Below are 15632 nucleotides of genomic sequence, written 5' to 3'. Positions count from 1 at the left end.
GGATCAAACTCTCCGATAAAGTAGTTTGACTGACTACGCACATCGCTGTGCGATTTATAAAAAATGAATTAACAGGTACGTTTTGTCTTGTTTAGTTTTCAAAGAACTTTGTTGCCGCTCTTTAGGCGACTTTATAATCATAACATTTCTGACCGCTGTTGTCAACAACTTTTTTAACATTTCCTTTTCTGAAAAAGCAGTTCGTCATCAGCGACGTATATTAGAATAACACCTTTGGTTTTCAAAGTCAATAGATAAAATCAATTAAATAATAAATTGTTTAATGACAACTAACGCAGCTATTCCGGGTATTCCTAAAGTTCCGCTGATCGCTGTTGTGACAGGATTAATCGGCACGTGAATGCCAAGACTGCCTCCAAACATATTTACACAAACCAGCAGTAAAGCTCCCGCAACAAACTTAACAGCTGTGATGCCAATCCACTTTAAAGGCTTTATAGCTGAACCTGATAAAAAAAGAAGAATAACCAGTCCTAAAATAATCCCTATAATAAAAATAGGCTCCATGAATCTTCTCATCTCCTTTGCTTGTTCTAGTACAAGCTTATGAGAAGATCCAGGAGTTTAGACCACTTACTTCCACCCGCTGATTTTTAAATTTCTCTGCTTCGCTTCCCTCAAGTAAAAAAAATACTTCGCTTCAGCTACTTTTAGTTCGTATAACACTTCAGCAGATGGTTCTAAGCTTTTTTCAACCAGCCTTTTCTGCCTGTTCCACTCTTCCTTTTGCTTAAAAAGCTGCTCGGTTAGTTTTTCATCAAACTCTCTTCTCAATGTTTTCTTGCGAAGAAAACCCATGGATCGTTTTTTCCTCCTTACAATTCACGTCTTCCTTCAAGTGCTTTAGAAAGAGTGACCTCATCCGCATATTCCAAATCACCGCCGACGGGCAGTCCGTGGGCAATACGGGAGAGCTTAATACCAGACGGCTTCAGGAGCCTTGATATATACATCGCCGTTGCTTCCCCTTCTATATTAGGGTTTGTTGCGAGAATCACTTCTGTCACTCGATCATCCTGTAATCGTTTTAACAATTCTGGTATTTTAATATCCTCCGGTCCGATGCCGTCCATTGGAGAAATGGCGCCGTGGAGAACGTGATACTGTCCGTTATATTCCTTCATTTTCTCCATAGCGATAACATCCTTAGGGTCTTGCACAACACAGATAATAGACTTATCCCTGCGTGTATCTTCACATATATAGCAAGGGTCTTGATCTGTAATATGCCCGCAAACTGAACAATATGTCAGGTTGCGTTTCGCATTTACTAATGCTTTCGCAAAATCTAATACCACATCTTCTTTCATACCTAGAACAAAAAAAGCCAGACGAACCGCTGTTTTCGGTCCGATCCCTGGCAATTTCATAAAGCTGTCAATCAGCTTTGATATTGGTTCAGGATATTGCATGTTCTTTTATCCCCCTAGAATAAACCTGGCATGTTCATTCCCTTTGTAAATTGACCCATTGTTTCGTTTGTGATCTCGTCAACCTTTTTTAAAGCTTCATTCGTAGCGGCAAGCACTAAATCTTGAAGCATTTCGATATCTTCTGGATCAACGACGTCTTCTTTGATGATGACATCCAGGATTTCTTTTTGGCCGTTTGCTTTTACTGTAACCATTCCGCCGCCTGCAGTTCCTTCAACAACCTTTTCTGCAAGCTCCTCTTGAGCCTTCGCCATGTCCTTTTGCATTTTTTGCATTTGTTTCATCATTTTTTGCATATTTCCCATTCCGCCACGCATAACATTCACTCTCTTTCTTTTGTTAGTCTTTTATTTCAATTAAATCCGCTCCGACAAGCTTTTTCGCCTCGGCAATAAGCGGGTCTTCTTCAGCCGGTTCATTTGATCCTTCATTTTCCTGCTGATGATCTACTAAAAATTCTTCTCTTATTTTACCCCATTGTGCTTCTGGAACGCCAATCAAATCCATTCTTTTTCCGAGCATTGATTCTAAAATCTGCTCAAGATTCGTTCGGACTCCATTGTTATCCTCGGCGACCATTTTACAATGAATTTCATATTTGAATTTCAAAACAAATGCCGTAGAAGCGGCAGCCACAGGTTCACTGTCATTCAGCAAAGCGGCATGCGATACTTTGTTTTGCTGTTTGAGATGTGCAAGAAGCTTGCCCCAGCTGTTTCTGAGCTGATCAAGATCTGGTCTCGTCGCTTCCTTCAAAATTTCGTGAATTCTGCCTACCGGCGCTTTGTAATTGGATTTACCGCCCTTTGGCGCACGCGGTGTTTCTTTTTTCGGGCTTTCCGCCGTTGCTTGAATACCCGTCGTTTTGAGCCGCTCCACTTCCTGCTCAAGCTGCTGGATTTTTTTCATCAGCATATCGACTTCCGGCAGGTCGGCAGCTGATTGATGAGATGTTTGGCAAATCTTCACCACTGCCACCTCAAAAAAGATACGGGGATGATTTGTCCATTTCATTTCCTGATGGCTTTTGTTCAGAATATCGATCATTTCATATAGTGCCTGTGCCGGAATTTGTTCGCTTAGTTCCCGGAATGTCTCATCAACTTTTACTTTTTCAAGCACTCCTTCTAAGCCGGGGGCTGTTTTATACAGCAGCATATCCCTGAAATAGAAAATCATATCCTCTATCAGCTTAGCTGGATCTTTCCCTTGCTGAAGCAGTTCATTTAATGTTTCCAGTGCGTCAGAAACGTTTTTATCGTGCAAGGATTGTGCAAGCTTCCCTATATATAATTGAGAAACAGCTCCCGTAATCAAAAGCGCATCCTCAACTTTCAGGGCATCGCCGCTGAATGATACGGCCTGATCCAGAAGGCTGAGGGCATCCCTCATCCCTCCGTCCGCAGCACTCGCAATGATATCAAGCGCTCCTTCTTCCACTTGCAGCTGTTCAGCATCAACAATTTTATTCATACGTCCGACAATCGCATGGGATGTAATGCGTTTAAAATCAAAACGCTGACATCTGGAGATAATGGTTAAAGGAATTTTGTGCGGTTCGGTTGTCGCTAAGATGAAAATACAATGCTCAGGCGGCTCTTCTAATGTTTTTAGCAACGCATTAAAGGCACCGATAGAAAGCATATGTACCTCGTCTATGATATATACCTTATATGTGACGGCCGATGGGGCAAACTTCACTTTATCGCGAATGTCACGGATCTCATCAACACCGTTATTAGAAGCGGCATCAATTTCTATGACATCAGATATTGACCCGTTTGTTATCCCTTTACAGGCCGCACATTCATTACATGGCTCATCAACAGGAGCATGTTCACAGTTGACAGCCTTGGCAAATATTTTGGCTGCACTGGTTTTTCCCGTACCCCTTGGCCCGGAAAACAGATAGGCGTGAGAAAACTTTTTTTGCAAAAGGGCATTTTGCAGCGTTTTTGTAATGTGTTCTTGTCCAACCACATCTTCAAAGCGCTGAGGCCTGAATACTCGATATAAAGCTTGGTAACTCACGGGTTTGCCCTCCTCCGTTATTCATCATTCCCATTATACATGAACCTTGTTTCGATTCCAAAAGCTCTTTTACATAACAAAAAACTCACCTAATATTAGGTGAGTCTGAAAATTTGATGATTGATTTACCGTGCACCTTCTGTCGATTCGCTACCCTAAGCGTTACTTAAGCAGTTAGCTCAGCCCAGGCAACCCTGCGGCACATGAGAGGTTTCACTTAATGCTGCTTCCTTCCGGACCTGACATGGTTCATGAATTCCCATTGCGCAGGACCCAAACGTCAACACCACTTGCTTAAGGCAGACCTTAAAGTAAACGAACCTCGAGAAGGGATTCGGCCCCGCTAGAGCGGATTGCAGGTACAGGGCACCGCTACCTCCCCGCTTAGCACGGCAAAATAAATATCAAATTTTATGTCGCATCTATTACGATGCACACTCAAGTATAGCTGTTTCCCCTAAAAATTGCAACCGTACTATTCAGACAAGTTTTTCCTGGCAGCTTTCTTCTTTTTTCTCAGGCTTCTGAAAAACGCACTGAGCATTCCGCCGCATTCTTCTTCAAGCACACCGCTCACCACTTCAGCCTGATGATTAAAGCGCTCCTCCTGAAGAAGGTTCATGAGCGTGCCTGAACAGCCTCCTTTTGGATCAAATGCGCCAAAAACCACTTTTTCCACGCGTGAAAGCACGACGGCACCAGCGCACATCGGACAAGGTTCAAGCGTCACATAAAGAGTCGCACCTTCCAGCCTCCACGTTCCCAGCGCCTTACACGCTTCATCAATCACAAGCATTTCTGCATGGGCGATAGACCGCTGCTCCGTCTCTCTTAAATTATGCGCACACGCTATGATTTCATCATTGACGACAAGCACGGCACCGATTGGCACTTCACCTTTCTCTTCGGCTTTTTTTGCTTCTTTAATTGCTTCTTTCATATAAAGTTCATCTTGTGTCATAAGGATAAGCTCTCTTTTCAAAGTTTTTTCATTGCCTAAAAAGGCTACATATTAACTATAACTGAAACGGAAAGGAGACTGTCGATTGCCTAAAACAGACACAGCCCTTCTCATTGTAGACATGATCAATAATTTTGAATTTGATATGGGAGAAAGCCTCGCTAAAAAAACAGAAAAAATTGTTCCTCACATTTTATCATTAAAGGAGCATGCGAGACAAAATGACTGGCCGATTATTTACATTAATGATCATTACGGACTTTGGCAAGCTGATATTAAAAATATCCAGCAAGAATGCACAAATGAAAAAAGCAAGGATATCATCAGACAGATAGCGCCTGAAGATGCTGATTATTTTTTAATCAAACCGAAACATTCTGCTTTTTACGAGACAGCACTCCACACTCTCCTTACGGAATTGCAGGTAAAGCACATTATTTTAACAGGCATAGCCGGTAATATATGTGTGCTGTTTACCGCTAATGACGCTTACATGAGAGAATACAGCATTACGATTCCTAAGGATTGCATCGCCTCAAATCGCGACGAAGATAACGAATTTGCCTTGACTATGATGGAGAATGTTCTTTTCGCAGAAATTACAACGGAAGAACAAATTACAGAAAAATAAACATGATCGGCGCTTTTCTTTCATACATTGATAGCGATATGAAAGGAGGCGTTTTTCATTCAAATTTATGTGGTGAAACAAGGCGACACTCTTTCTGCTATCGCTTCACAATACAGAACAACCGTAACTGAGATCACAGAAACGAATGAAATACCGAATCCCGACAGCCTTGTTGTCGGACAAACCATTGTCATTCCAATAGCTGGCCAGTTTTATGATGTTCAACGAGGCGATACCCTGACATCCATCGCACAACAATTCAATACAACGGCAGCCGAGCTTGCCAGGGTTAATCGTATCCAGTTAAATACCGTGCTGCAGATTGGTTTCCGTTTATACATTCCTCCCGTTCCTAAACGCGATATCGAATCAAATGCTTATTTGGAGCCCCGCGGAAATCAAGTCAGCGAAAATCTCCAGCAGGCGGCGAGAGAAGCGTCGCCCTACTTAACGTATCTAGGCGCATTCAGTTTCCAAGCACAGCGTGACGGAACTTTAGTCGCACCGCCTTTAACGAATTTAAGAAGCATTGCAGAAAATCAAAACACGGCTTTGATGATGATTATAACGAACCTAGAAAACCAGGCATTCAGCGATGAACTCGGCCGGATTATTTTGAATGACGATGCTGTGAAACGAAGACTTTTAAATGAAATAGTTGAGAATGCCAGAAGATATGGTTTCTATGATATTCATTTTGACTTTGAATATTTACGGCCTCAGGATAGAGAAGCCTATAATCAATTTCTCCGTGAAGCAAGGGATCTTTTCCATCGAGAAGGCTTAGAAATTTCTACAGCGCTCGCACCAAAAACAAGCGCAACACAGCAGGGCAGATGGTACGAAGCTCATGATTACAGGGCACACGGTCAAATTGTCGACTTCGTTGTTCTCATGACTTATGAATGGGGCTACAGCGGCGGACCTCCTCAAGCTGTTTCTCCAATTGGTCCTGTTCGGGATGTCATCGAATATGCTTTGACAGAAATGCCTGCGAATAAAATTGTCATGGGCCAGAATTTATATGGGTATGACTGGACGCTGCCATTTACAGCTGGCGGAACTCCGGCAAGAGCAATAAGCCCTCAGCAAGCCCTTGTCATTGCCGATCAAAACAATGCAGAAATTCAGTATGACCAAACCGCTCAAGCCCCTTTCTTCCGCTATACTGATGCAGAAAACAGAAGACACGAGGTATGGTTCGAGGACGCCCGCTCGATCCAAGCAAAATTCAATTTGATTAAAGAGCTGAATTTAAGAGGCATCAGCTATTGGAAGCTGGGTCTATCCTTCCCGCAAAACTGGCTGCTTCTGTCTGATCAATTTAATATTGTCAAAAAGACGTTTCGATAATTTGGAAACGTCTTTTTTTCATGGGGGCGCCCAAGGGTTGTGATACAATATGAAGGTCGGTAACTGACGAACGTTTTTCAGAAATAAGGAGGATTCCGATGAAAACAGCCCCTTTTATTGCAATAGAAGGTCCTATCGGGGCAGGAAAAACAACCCTCGCGACGATGCTTTCAGAAGAGCTTGGATTCCCTATGATCAATGAGATTGTTGAGGACAACCCGTACCTCGATAAGTTTTATGACAATATAGAGGAATGGAGCTTCCAGCTTGAGATGTTTTTTCTTTGTCACAGATACAAACAGCTTGAAGACACCAGTGATCACTTTTTAGAAAAGGGACAGCCTGTAATAGCTGATTATCACATTTATAAAAATGTGATTTTCGCGGAACGTACCCTGTCTCAACATCAGCTGGAAAAATATAAAAAGATTTATCACCTGCTAACGGATGATCTGCCAAAGCCGAATGTCATCATTTACATAAAGGCCAGTCTGTCCACTCTGTTGCACCGTATTGAAAAACGCGGGCGCCCTTTTGAGAAAAAAATTGAAACAACCTATTTGGAGCAGCTGATCGCAGATTATGAAGTCGCCATCAGACAGCTGCAGGAAGCAGATCCTGAACTTACCGTGTTAACTATAGATGGTGATTCAAAAGATTTCGTTTTGAATAAGAGCGACTTTGAACGCATTGCCGCCCATGTAAAGGAGCTTATCATATGAAGGAACATCCTATCCCTAAGAATTCAATTATCACAGTAGCAGGTACAGTAGGTGTCGGAAAATCGACTTTAACAAAAGCATTGGCTAAACGGCTTGGATTTAAAACCTCTCTGGAGGAAGTCGATCATAATCCATACTTAGAAAAGTTCTATCATGATTTTGAACGCTGGAGCTTCCACCTGCAAATCTATTTCTTGGCTGAACGATTCAAAGAACAGAAAACGATTTTTGAAGCCGGCGGAGGCTTTGTGCAGGATCGTTCGATTTATGAAGACACAGGAATTTTTGCAAAAATGCACGCGGACAAAGGGACAATGTCAAAGGTTGATTATAAAACCTACACAAGCCTTTTCGAAGCAATGGTGATGACACCGTATTTCCCACACCCAGATGTATTGATCTACCTAGAAGGAGATCTGGAGAACATTTTAAACCGGATTGAGGAACGCGGACGTGAAATGGAGCTTCAGACAAGCCGCTCTTACTGGGAAGAAATGCATACACGCTATGAAAACTGGATAAGCGGTTTTAACGCCTGCCCCGTACTAAAGCTTCGCATTGAGGATTATGATCTGCTGAACGACGAAAGCTCAATTGAGAACATTGTAGATCAAATCGCTTCAGTTATTCATGAAAATCAAAAAAAGTGAATCTCAACTGAGATTCACTTTTTTTCTATAATAAAAAATCCGTTGCACCGAATGCAACGGACAAAACAATCTCCAATATATGCTTGTGTTTCATTAGAATTAAAATCAATATGGCGGAGGAAGAGGGATTCGAACCCCCGCGGGCTTTGACACCCCTGTCGGTTTTCAAGACCGATCCCTTCAGCCGGACTTGGGTATTCCTCCGTATCGACAAGACTTACTATATCATGAATGTTCTTTTGTGGTCAAGCATTTTTATAAACTTTTTTTGTTTTTATAAAAAGTCGTGTTTAAACAGGCAAAAAGACGCACCTTACCAGGCACGCCTTTTTACAATTTTATGGTTTCATTACTTCTTTATTTCCCATATAAGGGCGAAGAACTTTTGGAATTACAACACTTCCGTCTTCTTGCTGATAATTTTCTAAGATAGCAGCAACTGTTCTTCCAACCGCCAGACCTGAACCATTTAGTGTGTGAACATGCTCAGGCTTGCCTTTCGCCTCACGTCTGAAACGAATGTTCGCACGTCTTGCCTGGAACGCTTCGAAGTTGCTGCAAGAAGAGATTTCACGATATGTGTCTTGGCTTGGAATCCAAACTTCGATATCGTATTTTTTCGCAGCCGTAAAACCTAGATCACCCGTACACATGCTCATGACACGGTATGGAAGCTCAAGCAGCTGAAGAACTCGTTCTGCTTGGTTTGTGAGCTTTTCTAATTCTTCATAAGAATCTTCAGGCTTCACAAACTTCACAAGCTCAACTTTATTGAATTGGTGCTGACGGATTAATCCGCGTGTATCACGCCCCGCTGAACCCGCTTCAGAACGGAAGCAGGCACTGAATGCCGCATAGTTAATCGGCAGGCTGTCACCTGAAAGGATTTCATCGCGGTGCATGTTTGTAATCGGTACTTCCGCAGTCGGTATTAAGAAGTAATCTTCTTCTCTGATTTTAAACGCATCCTCTTCAAATTTAGGAAGCTGACCAGTTCCCGTCATGCTGGCGCGGTTTACCATATAAGGCGGGATCACTTCAGTGTAGTTATACTCATCTACATGCAGATCAAGCATAAAGTTATAAAGCGCACGCTCTAGACGAGCACCTAAGCCTTTATAGAACACAAAACGGCTCCCTGTTACTTTTGCAGCACGTTCAAAATCAAGAATCCCCAACTCATCTGCAATATCCCAGTGTGGCTTCGGCTCGTAAGCAAATGCAGGCTTTTCACCCCATTTACGCACTTCAACGTTGTCGTCTTCTGTCTCACCGACAGGGACAGACTCATGCGGAATGTTTGGAATGGAAAGGAGAATGGTATCAAGCTCCGCTTCCACTGTTCTTAATTCTTCATCAAGTTTTTTAATTTCCTCGCCGACCTCACGCATTTCTTTAATGATGTGATCCGCATCTTTTTTCTCGCGTTTTAGCACAGCCACCTGCTGAGATACTTCATTCCGTTTTCCTTTTAACTCTTCAACTTTGCCGATAAGCTCTCTTCGTCTATCGTCCAGCGCCTCAAACTTATCAAAATCAGTTAAGTCTTCGCCTTTGTGTACAAGCTTTGCTTTAATTTCTTGAAAATTTGCTCTAAGCATTTTCGTATCAAGCATGCGAAACACTCCTTTTTATTGAATTGTCGAAAATAAAAAGAGCCCTCATCCCCATAAAGGGACGAGAGCTCTCGCGTTGCCACCCTGATTGAAAACAAGCTGAAGACTTGTTTTCCACTTTCACACATAACGGTTATCCCGTAAATGCCTACTTATTTCAGCATTTCGCTCAAGGATGGATTCAGACAGCTTCTTTCACCGATTCGCACCAACCATCGGCTCTCTTAGAAAGAGAGGCTTCCTACTAGTTCCTATCAACGCTTTTCGATCTTTATTTGTGCTTATAATGTACTATAAGTTTCCACAGCTTTCAACTGTTTTATACAAGTGCTTTCTTCTTGTATTCCTCAACCATTTGAACAAACAGCTGTGTCACTCGGTGATCCTCTGTCAGCTCCGGATGGAACGAGCAGCCTAACAACTGACCCTGTTTAGCGGCTACAATACGACCATTATGCTCCGAAAGCACTTCAACATCATCACCGGCTTCTAAAATATGCGGCGCACGGATGAATACCCCTGTAAAAGGCTCGTCCAAACCTTTGATATTTAAATCAGCTTCAAAGCTGTCAACCTGCCGGCCAAATGAATTGCGTTCCACAACCACATTCAGAAGACCTAAATGAGGATTATCTGAACCAGCAATTTCTTTTGCTAATATAATTAATCCGGCGCATGTTCCAAACATCGGTTTGCCCTGAGCAGCGAATTCACGAAGCGGCTCCATGAATTGATACGTATCAATCAAACGGCGCATCGTCGTGCTCTCTCCGCCGGGTAAAATCAGTCCGTCAATTTCGTTCAGCTGCTCCGGACGTTTAACGACAAGACCAGCTGCGCCGCATGCTTCAATTGCATGGATATGCTCTCTTACTGCTCCTTGAAGTCCTAGTACTCCTATTGTTAACATGTCAGCAGCGCTCCTATATTCTTACCAGCCGCGTTCTTGCATACGCTGTTCTGGAAGTAAGTTTGAAATTTCAATTCCTTTCATTGCAGTACCAAGCTCTTTAGAAAGCTCAGCGATCAATTTGTAATCCGTGTAGTGAGTTGTTGCTTCCACAATTGCTTTCGCAAATTTAGCAGGGTTGTCCGATTTAAAAATACCGGAACCAACAAATACTCCGTCTGCACCAAGCTGCATCATGAGAGCAGCATCAGCAGGAGTGGCTACGCCGCCAGCAGCAAAGTTAACGACAGGAAGCTTACCGTCTTTTTTAATTTGCAAAAGAAGCTCGTAAGGAGCACCTAGGTTTTTCGCTTCTGTCATGAGTTCATCATTACTCATCGCAACGACTTTGCGTACTTGAGCGTTTACTTTGCGCATATGGCGAACAGCTTCAACGATGTTACCTGTTCCAGGCTCACCTTTCGTGCGAAGCATAGAAGCACCTTCAGCAATACGGCGTGTTGCTTCACCGAGATCACGGCAGCCGCAGACGAAAGGAACTGTGTATTCATTTTTATTTAAATGAAATTCTTCGTCAGCCGGAGTCAGAACTTCACTTTCATCGATATAGTCAACACCCATCGCTTCAAGCACACGCGCTTCGACAATATGTCCGATACGCGCTTTTGCCATTACCGGGATAGATACTGCATTCATTACTTCTTCCACGATTGTAGGGTCAGCCATACGGGCAACTCCTCCAGCTGCGCGAATATCAGCTGGCACACGTTCTAGCGCCATTACAGCGACAGCTCCAGCCTCTTCAGCAATTTTCGCTTGTTCCGCATTGATGACGTCCATGATGACGCCGCCTTTTTGCATTTCTGCCATTCCGCGTTTTACACGTTCAGTACCTGTTTGAGCCATTTCTTGGTCCCCCTAATCAAGGTATAGTTATATGATTTCTAATCCTTATTGTATCCTAGAAATCCAATAATTCATATGGATATATATCATTTTATTCGGTTTTTAGCGCTTTGAAAATCATTTTTTATTAAAAATTGGGTTTTTTCAGTATATTAAGCGAAAGAGCCCTAATATCCATCAGAGCTCTTTCATTTGATTAAAACCAGCCGGTTACCGTATCAACAATGCTTCCCCAAATACCGGCGAAAAATCCGCCGATACTGCGCATTGTCAGAACAAACCAGTTTGCTTTTTCTACATTTTCTTTTGTAACCAGATCTACACCAGACAGATTGCTGTTAAGAAATCCGTAATCCTTTTCATCGCCTGTATATTCTGCAGTCAGTTTCCCGACCTTCGTTCCTTTTTTAACAGGAGCAGTCAGGTTGTCTTTATTCAGAGTGACCTTCGCTTTATAATTCTTTTCTTCACCATTTTTGACAGGTAGAGAGAACGCCTTGTTCGTCACAATGCCTACTTCTTTCTCTTTACCCTTATCAACTGAAATTGTTTTATGGCCTTTCACTTGAGCGCCTTCAGCATAAATTTCTTTCATGGAGAAATTGTCGAATGCATAATCGAGCATTTTTTTCGTTTCATCGAAACGGCCAGTATGTAGGTTGCCCTTTGCGTTTAATACTACAGTAATAACACGCATACCATTGCGTTCAGCTGTTCCTGTGAAGCATGAACCCGCTGAATCAGTAGAACCTGTTTTCAGTCCGTCTACAGTTGCCTTTTTATACTCGCTGACGAGTCCTTTTAGCATGAAGTTCCAGTTTGGCATGTCCATTTCATCGTCGGTGCCTTCTCTGAACTTCGTTTTTGCGATGCTGGAAGTCTCCAGAATCTCAGGGTAGTCAGTAATCAAGTGATCCGCAAGAATCGCCATATCCTTGGCAGAAACTTCACTTTCTTCATTTACGCTTGTCCCTTCAGGCTGATGCCCGTGAAGATCTTTGTTTTCAAGACCTGTTGCGTTAACAAATTTGTAATCTGTTAAGCCTAGTTCTTTCGCTTTTGCATTCATTTTTTGAACAAACTTAGTTTCACTGCCCGCAACAACTTCTGCAATCGCGATAGCCGCGGCATTGGCAGAATAAATTGCTGTAGCTTGATATAGTTCTTTTACTGTATATTTCCCGTCTTTCCGAAGAGGAACGTTTGATAAGCTGTTATCTTGGGAAATTTCATACACATAATCATCAGGCGTATAGGTTTGGTCCCATTTCACTTTACCTTCATCAATTGCTTCTAATAACAGATACTCTGTCATCATTTTTGTCATGCTGGCAATTGGCAGTCTCTGATCTGCATTTTTACTGTAAAGAATTTTACCTGAAGAAGCTTCGATCATAATAGCAGCTGATGCATTGATATCAATTGGATCACTAGCTGCTTTTGCTTTTGACATTGGAGCCAGACAAGTGACCGCTAGTGTTAACACAACCAATGACATCAATAGCTGTTTACATTTCTTGATGTTCAATCGTACGACCTCCGTATTTCATTTTCTTCATCTATAATTAATCCGTTAAGGACATTTTCAATGCACAACAGTATAAATTTTATCATAATCAGTATAAAAAAAATAGACAGAGTCAGAGACCCTGTCAAATGTTTTTAATTTGTAACAATTTATTATGAAATTGTATAGTTCGGAGATTCTTTTGTAATCTGTACGTCATGCGGATGGCTTTCGCGAAGTCCTGCGCCAGTCATGCGAATGAACTGAGCTTCTTCTCTTAAAGCACGTAGATCTTTGGACCCGCAATACCCCATACCGGAACGGAGACCGCCGACTAGCTGATAAACAGTTTCTTCAACTGGTCCTTTGTAAGGCGTGCGTCCTTCAATTCCTTCAGGAACGAATTTTTTGTTTTCCTCTTGGAAGTAACGATCTTTACTTCCTTTTTCCATTGCAGCAACTGAGCCCATGCCGCGGTATACTTTAAATCTTCTGCCTTGGTAGATTTCAGTTTCACCAGGGCTTTCAGAGGTACCTGCAAGCAAGCTTCCGAGCATTACAGCATGTCCGCCGGCTGCCAGTGCTTTAGTGATATCGCCAGAGAATTTAATTCCGCCGTCTGCGATGATTGTTTTGCCATGTTTTCTTGCTTCAGTCGCACAATCATAAATTGCTGTAATTTGCGGAACACCGACACCAGCTACAACACGTGTAGTACAAATGGAACCAGGTCCGATCCCGACTTTGACAACATCTGCACCTGCTTCGATGAGCGCTCTTGTTGCTTCAGCTGTTGCCACATTTCCAGCAATAATGTTTAATTCAGGATACGTTTCACGGATTTTTGTGACTGTATTTAAAACACCTTGAGAATGTCCGTGAGCTGTATCAATAACAATCACATCGACATTGGCTTCAACAAGCTTTTTGACGCGAGTCATAGTATCGCCAGTGACACCAACTGCCGCACCAACGATCAGACGGCCGTGGATGTCTTTAGATGAGTTCGGGAACTCAATGACTTTTTCAATGTCCTTAATTGTGATAAGACCTTTTAATTTATTCTGGTCATCAACGAGTGGAAGCTTTTCAATTTTATGTTTCTGCAAAATCTTTTCAGCTTCATCCAGAGTCGTTCCCACAGGTGCAGTAACAAGCTCTTCTTTCGTCATGACATCGCTGATTTTCATTGAGTAGTCAGAAATAAATCGAAGATCACGGTTTGTAATAATCCCGACAAGCTTTTGGTCTTCTTCGTTATTTACAATCGGAACACCGGAAATTCTGTATTTCCCCATCAAATGCTCCGCATCAAATACTTGGTGATCAGGAGTTAAAAAGAAGGGATTTGTGATAACGCCGCGCTCAGAACGCTTTACTTTATCAACTTGTTCAGCCTGCTGTTCAATGGACATATTTTTATGAATGATGCCCAAGCCGCCCTGTCTAGCCATTGCAATCGCCATTGCTGATTCTGTTACAGTGTCCATACCTGCGCTGATGACAGGAATATTCAGCTTTAACGTTTTTGTAAGTTCTACAGATAAATCCACGTCACGCGGAAGTACCTCTGACTTTGCTGGTACAAGCAGCACATCGTCGAACGTTAAGCCTTCTTTTGAAAATTTACTTTCCCACATTAGTAAATCCCCCTCTTTTCGGCAAAATATTATATGTAGATTATCAACTAGCCAAGAGCATGTCAAGGAAGCGGGAAAGAGTTGAAATATTTAGATAACGGAAAGGATTAAGAAATACATATGACATATCATGAGTGGAAAGACTTAGCGCTGTTTTACTCCGTTGAATCAACCCAGAAATTTCTAGAAAAGGTTTATACGTTAAACGGCATCGACGAAGCGAAAAAAAACTCTTTTAAAAACAGTGAACGGTTTATTTACTTCTTAAAGCATGCCGAATCGTTTTATAAACAAGCCTCATATTCCCCCTTGGAGATCAAGCCGATTCTATTATTTTACGGAATGGCACAGCTTATTAAAGCATGTCTCATTACACGTGATCCTCATTATCCAAGCCATACATCGGTACTGGCACATGGGGTAACAACAAGAAAGCGAAAGAAACAGAATTATTGTTTTAGCGATGACGAAGTAAAAATACAACGGAACGGCCTGTGCATCCATTTCATGAAACACTTATTCGGACAATCCGACATAGTAGATGAACGGTACACCATGAAAAAATTATTAATGGCTATTCCAGAACTGAGTAATACTTTTTATTTTCAGCAGAAAGAACGTTTTATGACAAAAGTTAAGAAGGAAAGGGATAGGATTTCTGTGCCAGAGGATGTGGTAATCAATTATAAAATGTCTGATTCAAGATTTGCCGAATATATGTCTCACCATTTTCAATGGTCTTTTGTAAAGAAAAATGAACACGAGCTATTGTTTGATCTTTCACCGAAAGACATGAAGCCATGGACATCAATCAGCCTGTTGTATGATATGGGAAAGAACCAATATTATATTCCTTCACAAAGGGAACAATTTCTAAGACTTCCTGAAATGACAGTGCATTATCTAATTTTGTACAACATAGGGATGATCGCGAGATATGAGACGGAATGGTGGTATGAGTTGTTAACGCAGCATATAAGCGATGATTACGTGCTCATACAGCAGTTTTTATTAGTGACTGAAAACAAATTCCCGAAATATGCTTTACAATTTCTTCTTGAATTTTGACAAACAAAAAACCCAGCTCAATGAGCTGGGTTTACCCTTGCTTGGCGGCGTCCTACTCTCACAGGGGGAAACCCCCGACTACCATCGGCGCTGAAGAGCTTAACTTCCGTGTTCGGTATGGGAACGGGTGTGACCTCTTCGCTATCGCCACCAAACAAATTGAGAGTGTTCTCTCAAAACTAG

16 protein-coding genes, 1 tRNA gene, 1 rRNA gene, 1 other RNA gene and 1 other annotated feature are annotated in these 15632 nt (G+C 42.1%); of the genes, 5 read left to right on the top strand and 14 right to left on the bottom strand.

What is annotated here, in order from left to right; translation table 11 throughout:
• Positions 1-264: 264 nt before the first annotated feature.
• From bofA to tadA, 7 genes are all read right to left on the bottom strand, one after another.
• A complete protein-coding gene (bofA, locus tag MOB98_RS19140; protein WP_268362879.1) occupies positions 265-528 on the bottom strand; it encodes a sigma-K factor-processing regulator BofA in 264 nt (87 codons plus the stop codon).
• Between the two features lie 66 nt (positions 529-594).
• Positions 595-819, bottom strand: coding sequence for a YaaL family protein (locus MOB98_RS19135; protein WP_268362878.1), 225 nt, complete (start codon positions 817-819; stop codon positions 595-597).
• A 17-nt stretch (positions 820-836) separates the two neighbouring features.
• Positions 837-1433 (bottom strand): recombination protein RecR, encoded by a 597-nt coding sequence (recR, locus tag MOB98_RS19130; protein WP_268362876.1) that lies wholly within the window; start codon positions 1431-1433, stop codon positions 837-839.
• Positions 1434-1447: 14 nt separating this feature from the next.
• Complete coding sequence (locus tag MOB98_RS19125; protein WP_268362874.1) at positions 1448-1771, bottom strand: YbaB/EbfC family nucleoid-associated protein; 324 nt, start codon at positions 1769-1771, stop codon at positions 1448-1450.
• Positions 1772-1793: 22 nt separating this feature from the next.
• Positions 1794-3485 (bottom strand): DNA polymerase III subunit gamma/tau, encoded by a 1692-nt coding sequence (dnaX, locus tag MOB98_RS19120; RefSeq protein WP_268362873.1) that lies wholly within the window; start codon positions 3483-3485, stop codon positions 1794-1796.
• 128 nt (positions 3486-3613) lie between these two features.
• An RNA gene (ffs, locus tag MOB98_RS19115) (signal recognition particle sRNA large type) lies at positions 3614-3878 on the bottom strand.
• Positions 3879-3960: 82 nt separating this feature from the next.
• On the bottom strand, positions 3961-4446 hold the full coding sequence (gene tadA / locus MOB98_RS19110; RefSeq protein WP_268362871.1) for a tRNA adenosine(34) deaminase TadA: 486 nt from the start codon (positions 4444-4446) through the stop codon (positions 3961-3963).
• Between the two features lie 85 nt (positions 4447-4531).
• On the opposite strand from tadA, the gene MOB98_RS19105 reads away from it, so the two are divergent.
• From MOB98_RS19105 to dck, 4 genes are all read left to right on the top strand, one after another.
• Positions 4532-5077: an isochorismatase family cysteine hydrolase gene (locus tag MOB98_RS19105; protein ID WP_268362869.1), complete on the top strand. Its 546-nt coding sequence runs from the start codon at positions 4532-4534 to the stop codon at positions 5075-5077.
• A gap of 69 nt (positions 5078-5146) precedes the next feature.
• Positions 5147-6430, top strand: a complete 1284-nt coding sequence (locus tag MOB98_RS19100) for a glycoside hydrolase family 18 protein (RefSeq protein ID WP_268362868.1) — start codon at positions 5147-5149, stop codon at positions 6428-6430.
• Positions 6431-6528: 98 nt separating this feature from the next.
• Positions 6529-7152, top strand: coding sequence for a deoxyguanosine kinase (gene dgk / locus MOB98_RS19095; RefSeq protein WP_268362866.1), 624 nt, complete (start codon positions 6529-6531; stop codon positions 7150-7152).
• Positions 7149-7802 (top strand): deoxyadenosine/deoxycytidine kinase, encoded by a 654-nt coding sequence (dck, locus tag MOB98_RS19090; protein ID WP_268362865.1) that lies wholly within the window; start codon positions 7149-7151, stop codon positions 7800-7802. The genes dgk and dck overlap by 4 nt, the downstream gene beginning before the upstream one ends.
• A 111-nt stretch (positions 7803-7913) precedes the next feature.
• Here the strand turns inward: dck and MOB98_RS19085 are convergent.
• The 6 genes from MOB98_RS19085 to guaB form a co-directional block, all read right to left on the bottom strand.
• Positions 7914-8006, bottom strand: a tRNA-Ser gene (locus MOB98_RS19085).
• A gap of 134 nt (positions 8007-8140) precedes the next feature.
• Positions 8141-9418, bottom strand: a complete 1278-nt coding sequence (serS, locus tag MOB98_RS19080) for a serine--tRNA ligase (protein WP_268362864.1) — start codon at positions 9416-9418, stop codon at positions 8141-8143.
• 54 nt (positions 9419-9472) lie between these two features.
• Positions 9473-9685, bottom strand: a binding site (T-box leader).
• A 52-nt stretch (positions 9686-9737) separates the two neighbouring features.
• Positions 9738-10328, bottom strand: coding sequence for a pyridoxal 5'-phosphate synthase glutaminase subunit PdxT (gene pdxT / locus MOB98_RS19075; protein ID WP_268362863.1), 591 nt, complete (start codon positions 10326-10328; stop codon positions 9738-9740).
• Positions 10329-10349: 21 nt separating this feature from the next.
• Positions 10350-11234, bottom strand: a complete 885-nt coding sequence (gene pdxS, locus MOB98_RS19070; protein WP_268362861.1) for a pyridoxal 5'-phosphate synthase lyase subunit PdxS — start codon at positions 11232-11234, stop codon at positions 10350-10352.
• Between the two features lie 196 nt (positions 11235-11430).
• Positions 11431-12762, bottom strand: coding sequence for a D-alanyl-D-alanine carboxypeptidase (dacA, locus tag MOB98_RS19065; RefSeq protein WP_268362858.1), 1332 nt, complete (start codon positions 12760-12762; stop codon positions 11431-11433).
• A gap of 152 nt (positions 12763-12914) precedes the next feature.
• Positions 12915-14381, bottom strand: coding sequence for an IMP dehydrogenase (gene guaB, locus MOB98_RS19060; protein ID WP_268362856.1), 1467 nt, complete (start codon positions 14379-14381; stop codon positions 12915-12917).
• A gap of 120 nt (positions 14382-14501) precedes the next feature.
• Between guaB and MOB98_RS19055 the strand changes: the two genes are divergently transcribed.
• Positions 14502-15449, top strand: a complete 948-nt coding sequence (locus tag MOB98_RS19055) for a YaaC family protein (RefSeq protein WP_268362855.1) — start codon at positions 14502-14504, stop codon at positions 15447-15449.
• 39 nt (positions 15450-15488) lie between these two features.
• Here the strand turns inward: MOB98_RS19055 and rrf are convergent.
• Positions 15489-15604: ribosomal RNA gene (gene rrf / locus MOB98_RS19050) — 5S ribosomal RNA — on the bottom strand.
• Positions 15605-15632 lie beyond the last annotated feature (28 nt).

The organism is Bacillus sp. N13C7, from assembly GCF_026790065.1.
Classification (GTDB): domain Bacteria; phylum Bacillota; class Bacilli; order Bacillales; family Bacillaceae; genus Bacillus.
This window is presented reverse-complemented; position numbering and strand designations above follow the sequence as displayed.

Excerpts from the sequence above, each read along its gene's own strand:
- MOB98_RS19125 (WP_268362874.1), bottom strand. The coding sequence starts at position 1,771 with ATGCGTGGCGGAATGGGAAATATGCAAAAAATGATGAAACAAATGCAA.
- guaB (WP_268362856.1), bottom strand. The coding sequence starts at position 14,381 with ATGTGGGAAAGTAAATTTTCAAAAGAAGGCTTAACGTTCGACGATGTG.
- pdxT (WP_268362863.1), bottom strand. The coding sequence starts at position 10,328 with ATGTTAACAATAGGAGTACTAGGACTTCAAGGAGCAGTAAGAGAGCAT.
- bofA (WP_268362879.1), bottom strand. The coding sequence starts at position 528 with ATGGAGCCTATTTTTATTATAGGGATTATTTTAGGACTGGTTATTCTT.
- serS (WP_268362864.1), bottom strand. The coding sequence starts at position 9,418 with ATGCTTGATACGAAAATGCTTAGAGCAAATTTTCAAGAAATTAAAGCA.
- MOB98_RS19135 (WP_268362878.1), bottom strand. The coding sequence starts at position 819 with ATGGGTTTTCTTCGCAAGAAAACATTGAGAAGAGAGTTTGATGAAAAA.
- pdxS (WP_268362861.1), bottom strand. The coding sequence starts at position 11,234 with ATGGCTCAAACAGGTACTGAACGTGTAAAACGCGGAATGGCAGAAATG.
- MOB98_RS19055 (WP_268362855.1), top strand. The coding sequence starts at position 14,502 with ATGACATATCATGAGTGGAAAGACTTAGCGCTGTTTTACTCCGTTGAA.
- dgk (WP_268362866.1), top strand. The coding sequence starts at position 6,529 with ATGAAAACAGCCCCTTTTATTGCAATAGAAGGTCCTATCGGGGCAGGA.
- recR (WP_268362876.1), bottom strand. The coding sequence starts at position 1,433 with ATGCAATATCCTGAACCAATATCAAAGCTGATTGACAGCTTTATGAAA.
- dck (WP_268362865.1), top strand. The coding sequence starts at position 7,149 with ATGAAGGAACATCCTATCCCTAAGAATTCAATTATCACAGTAGCAGGT.
- tadA (WP_268362871.1), bottom strand. The coding sequence starts at position 4,446 with ATGACACAAGATGAACTTTATATGAAAGAAGCAATTAAAGAAGCAAAA.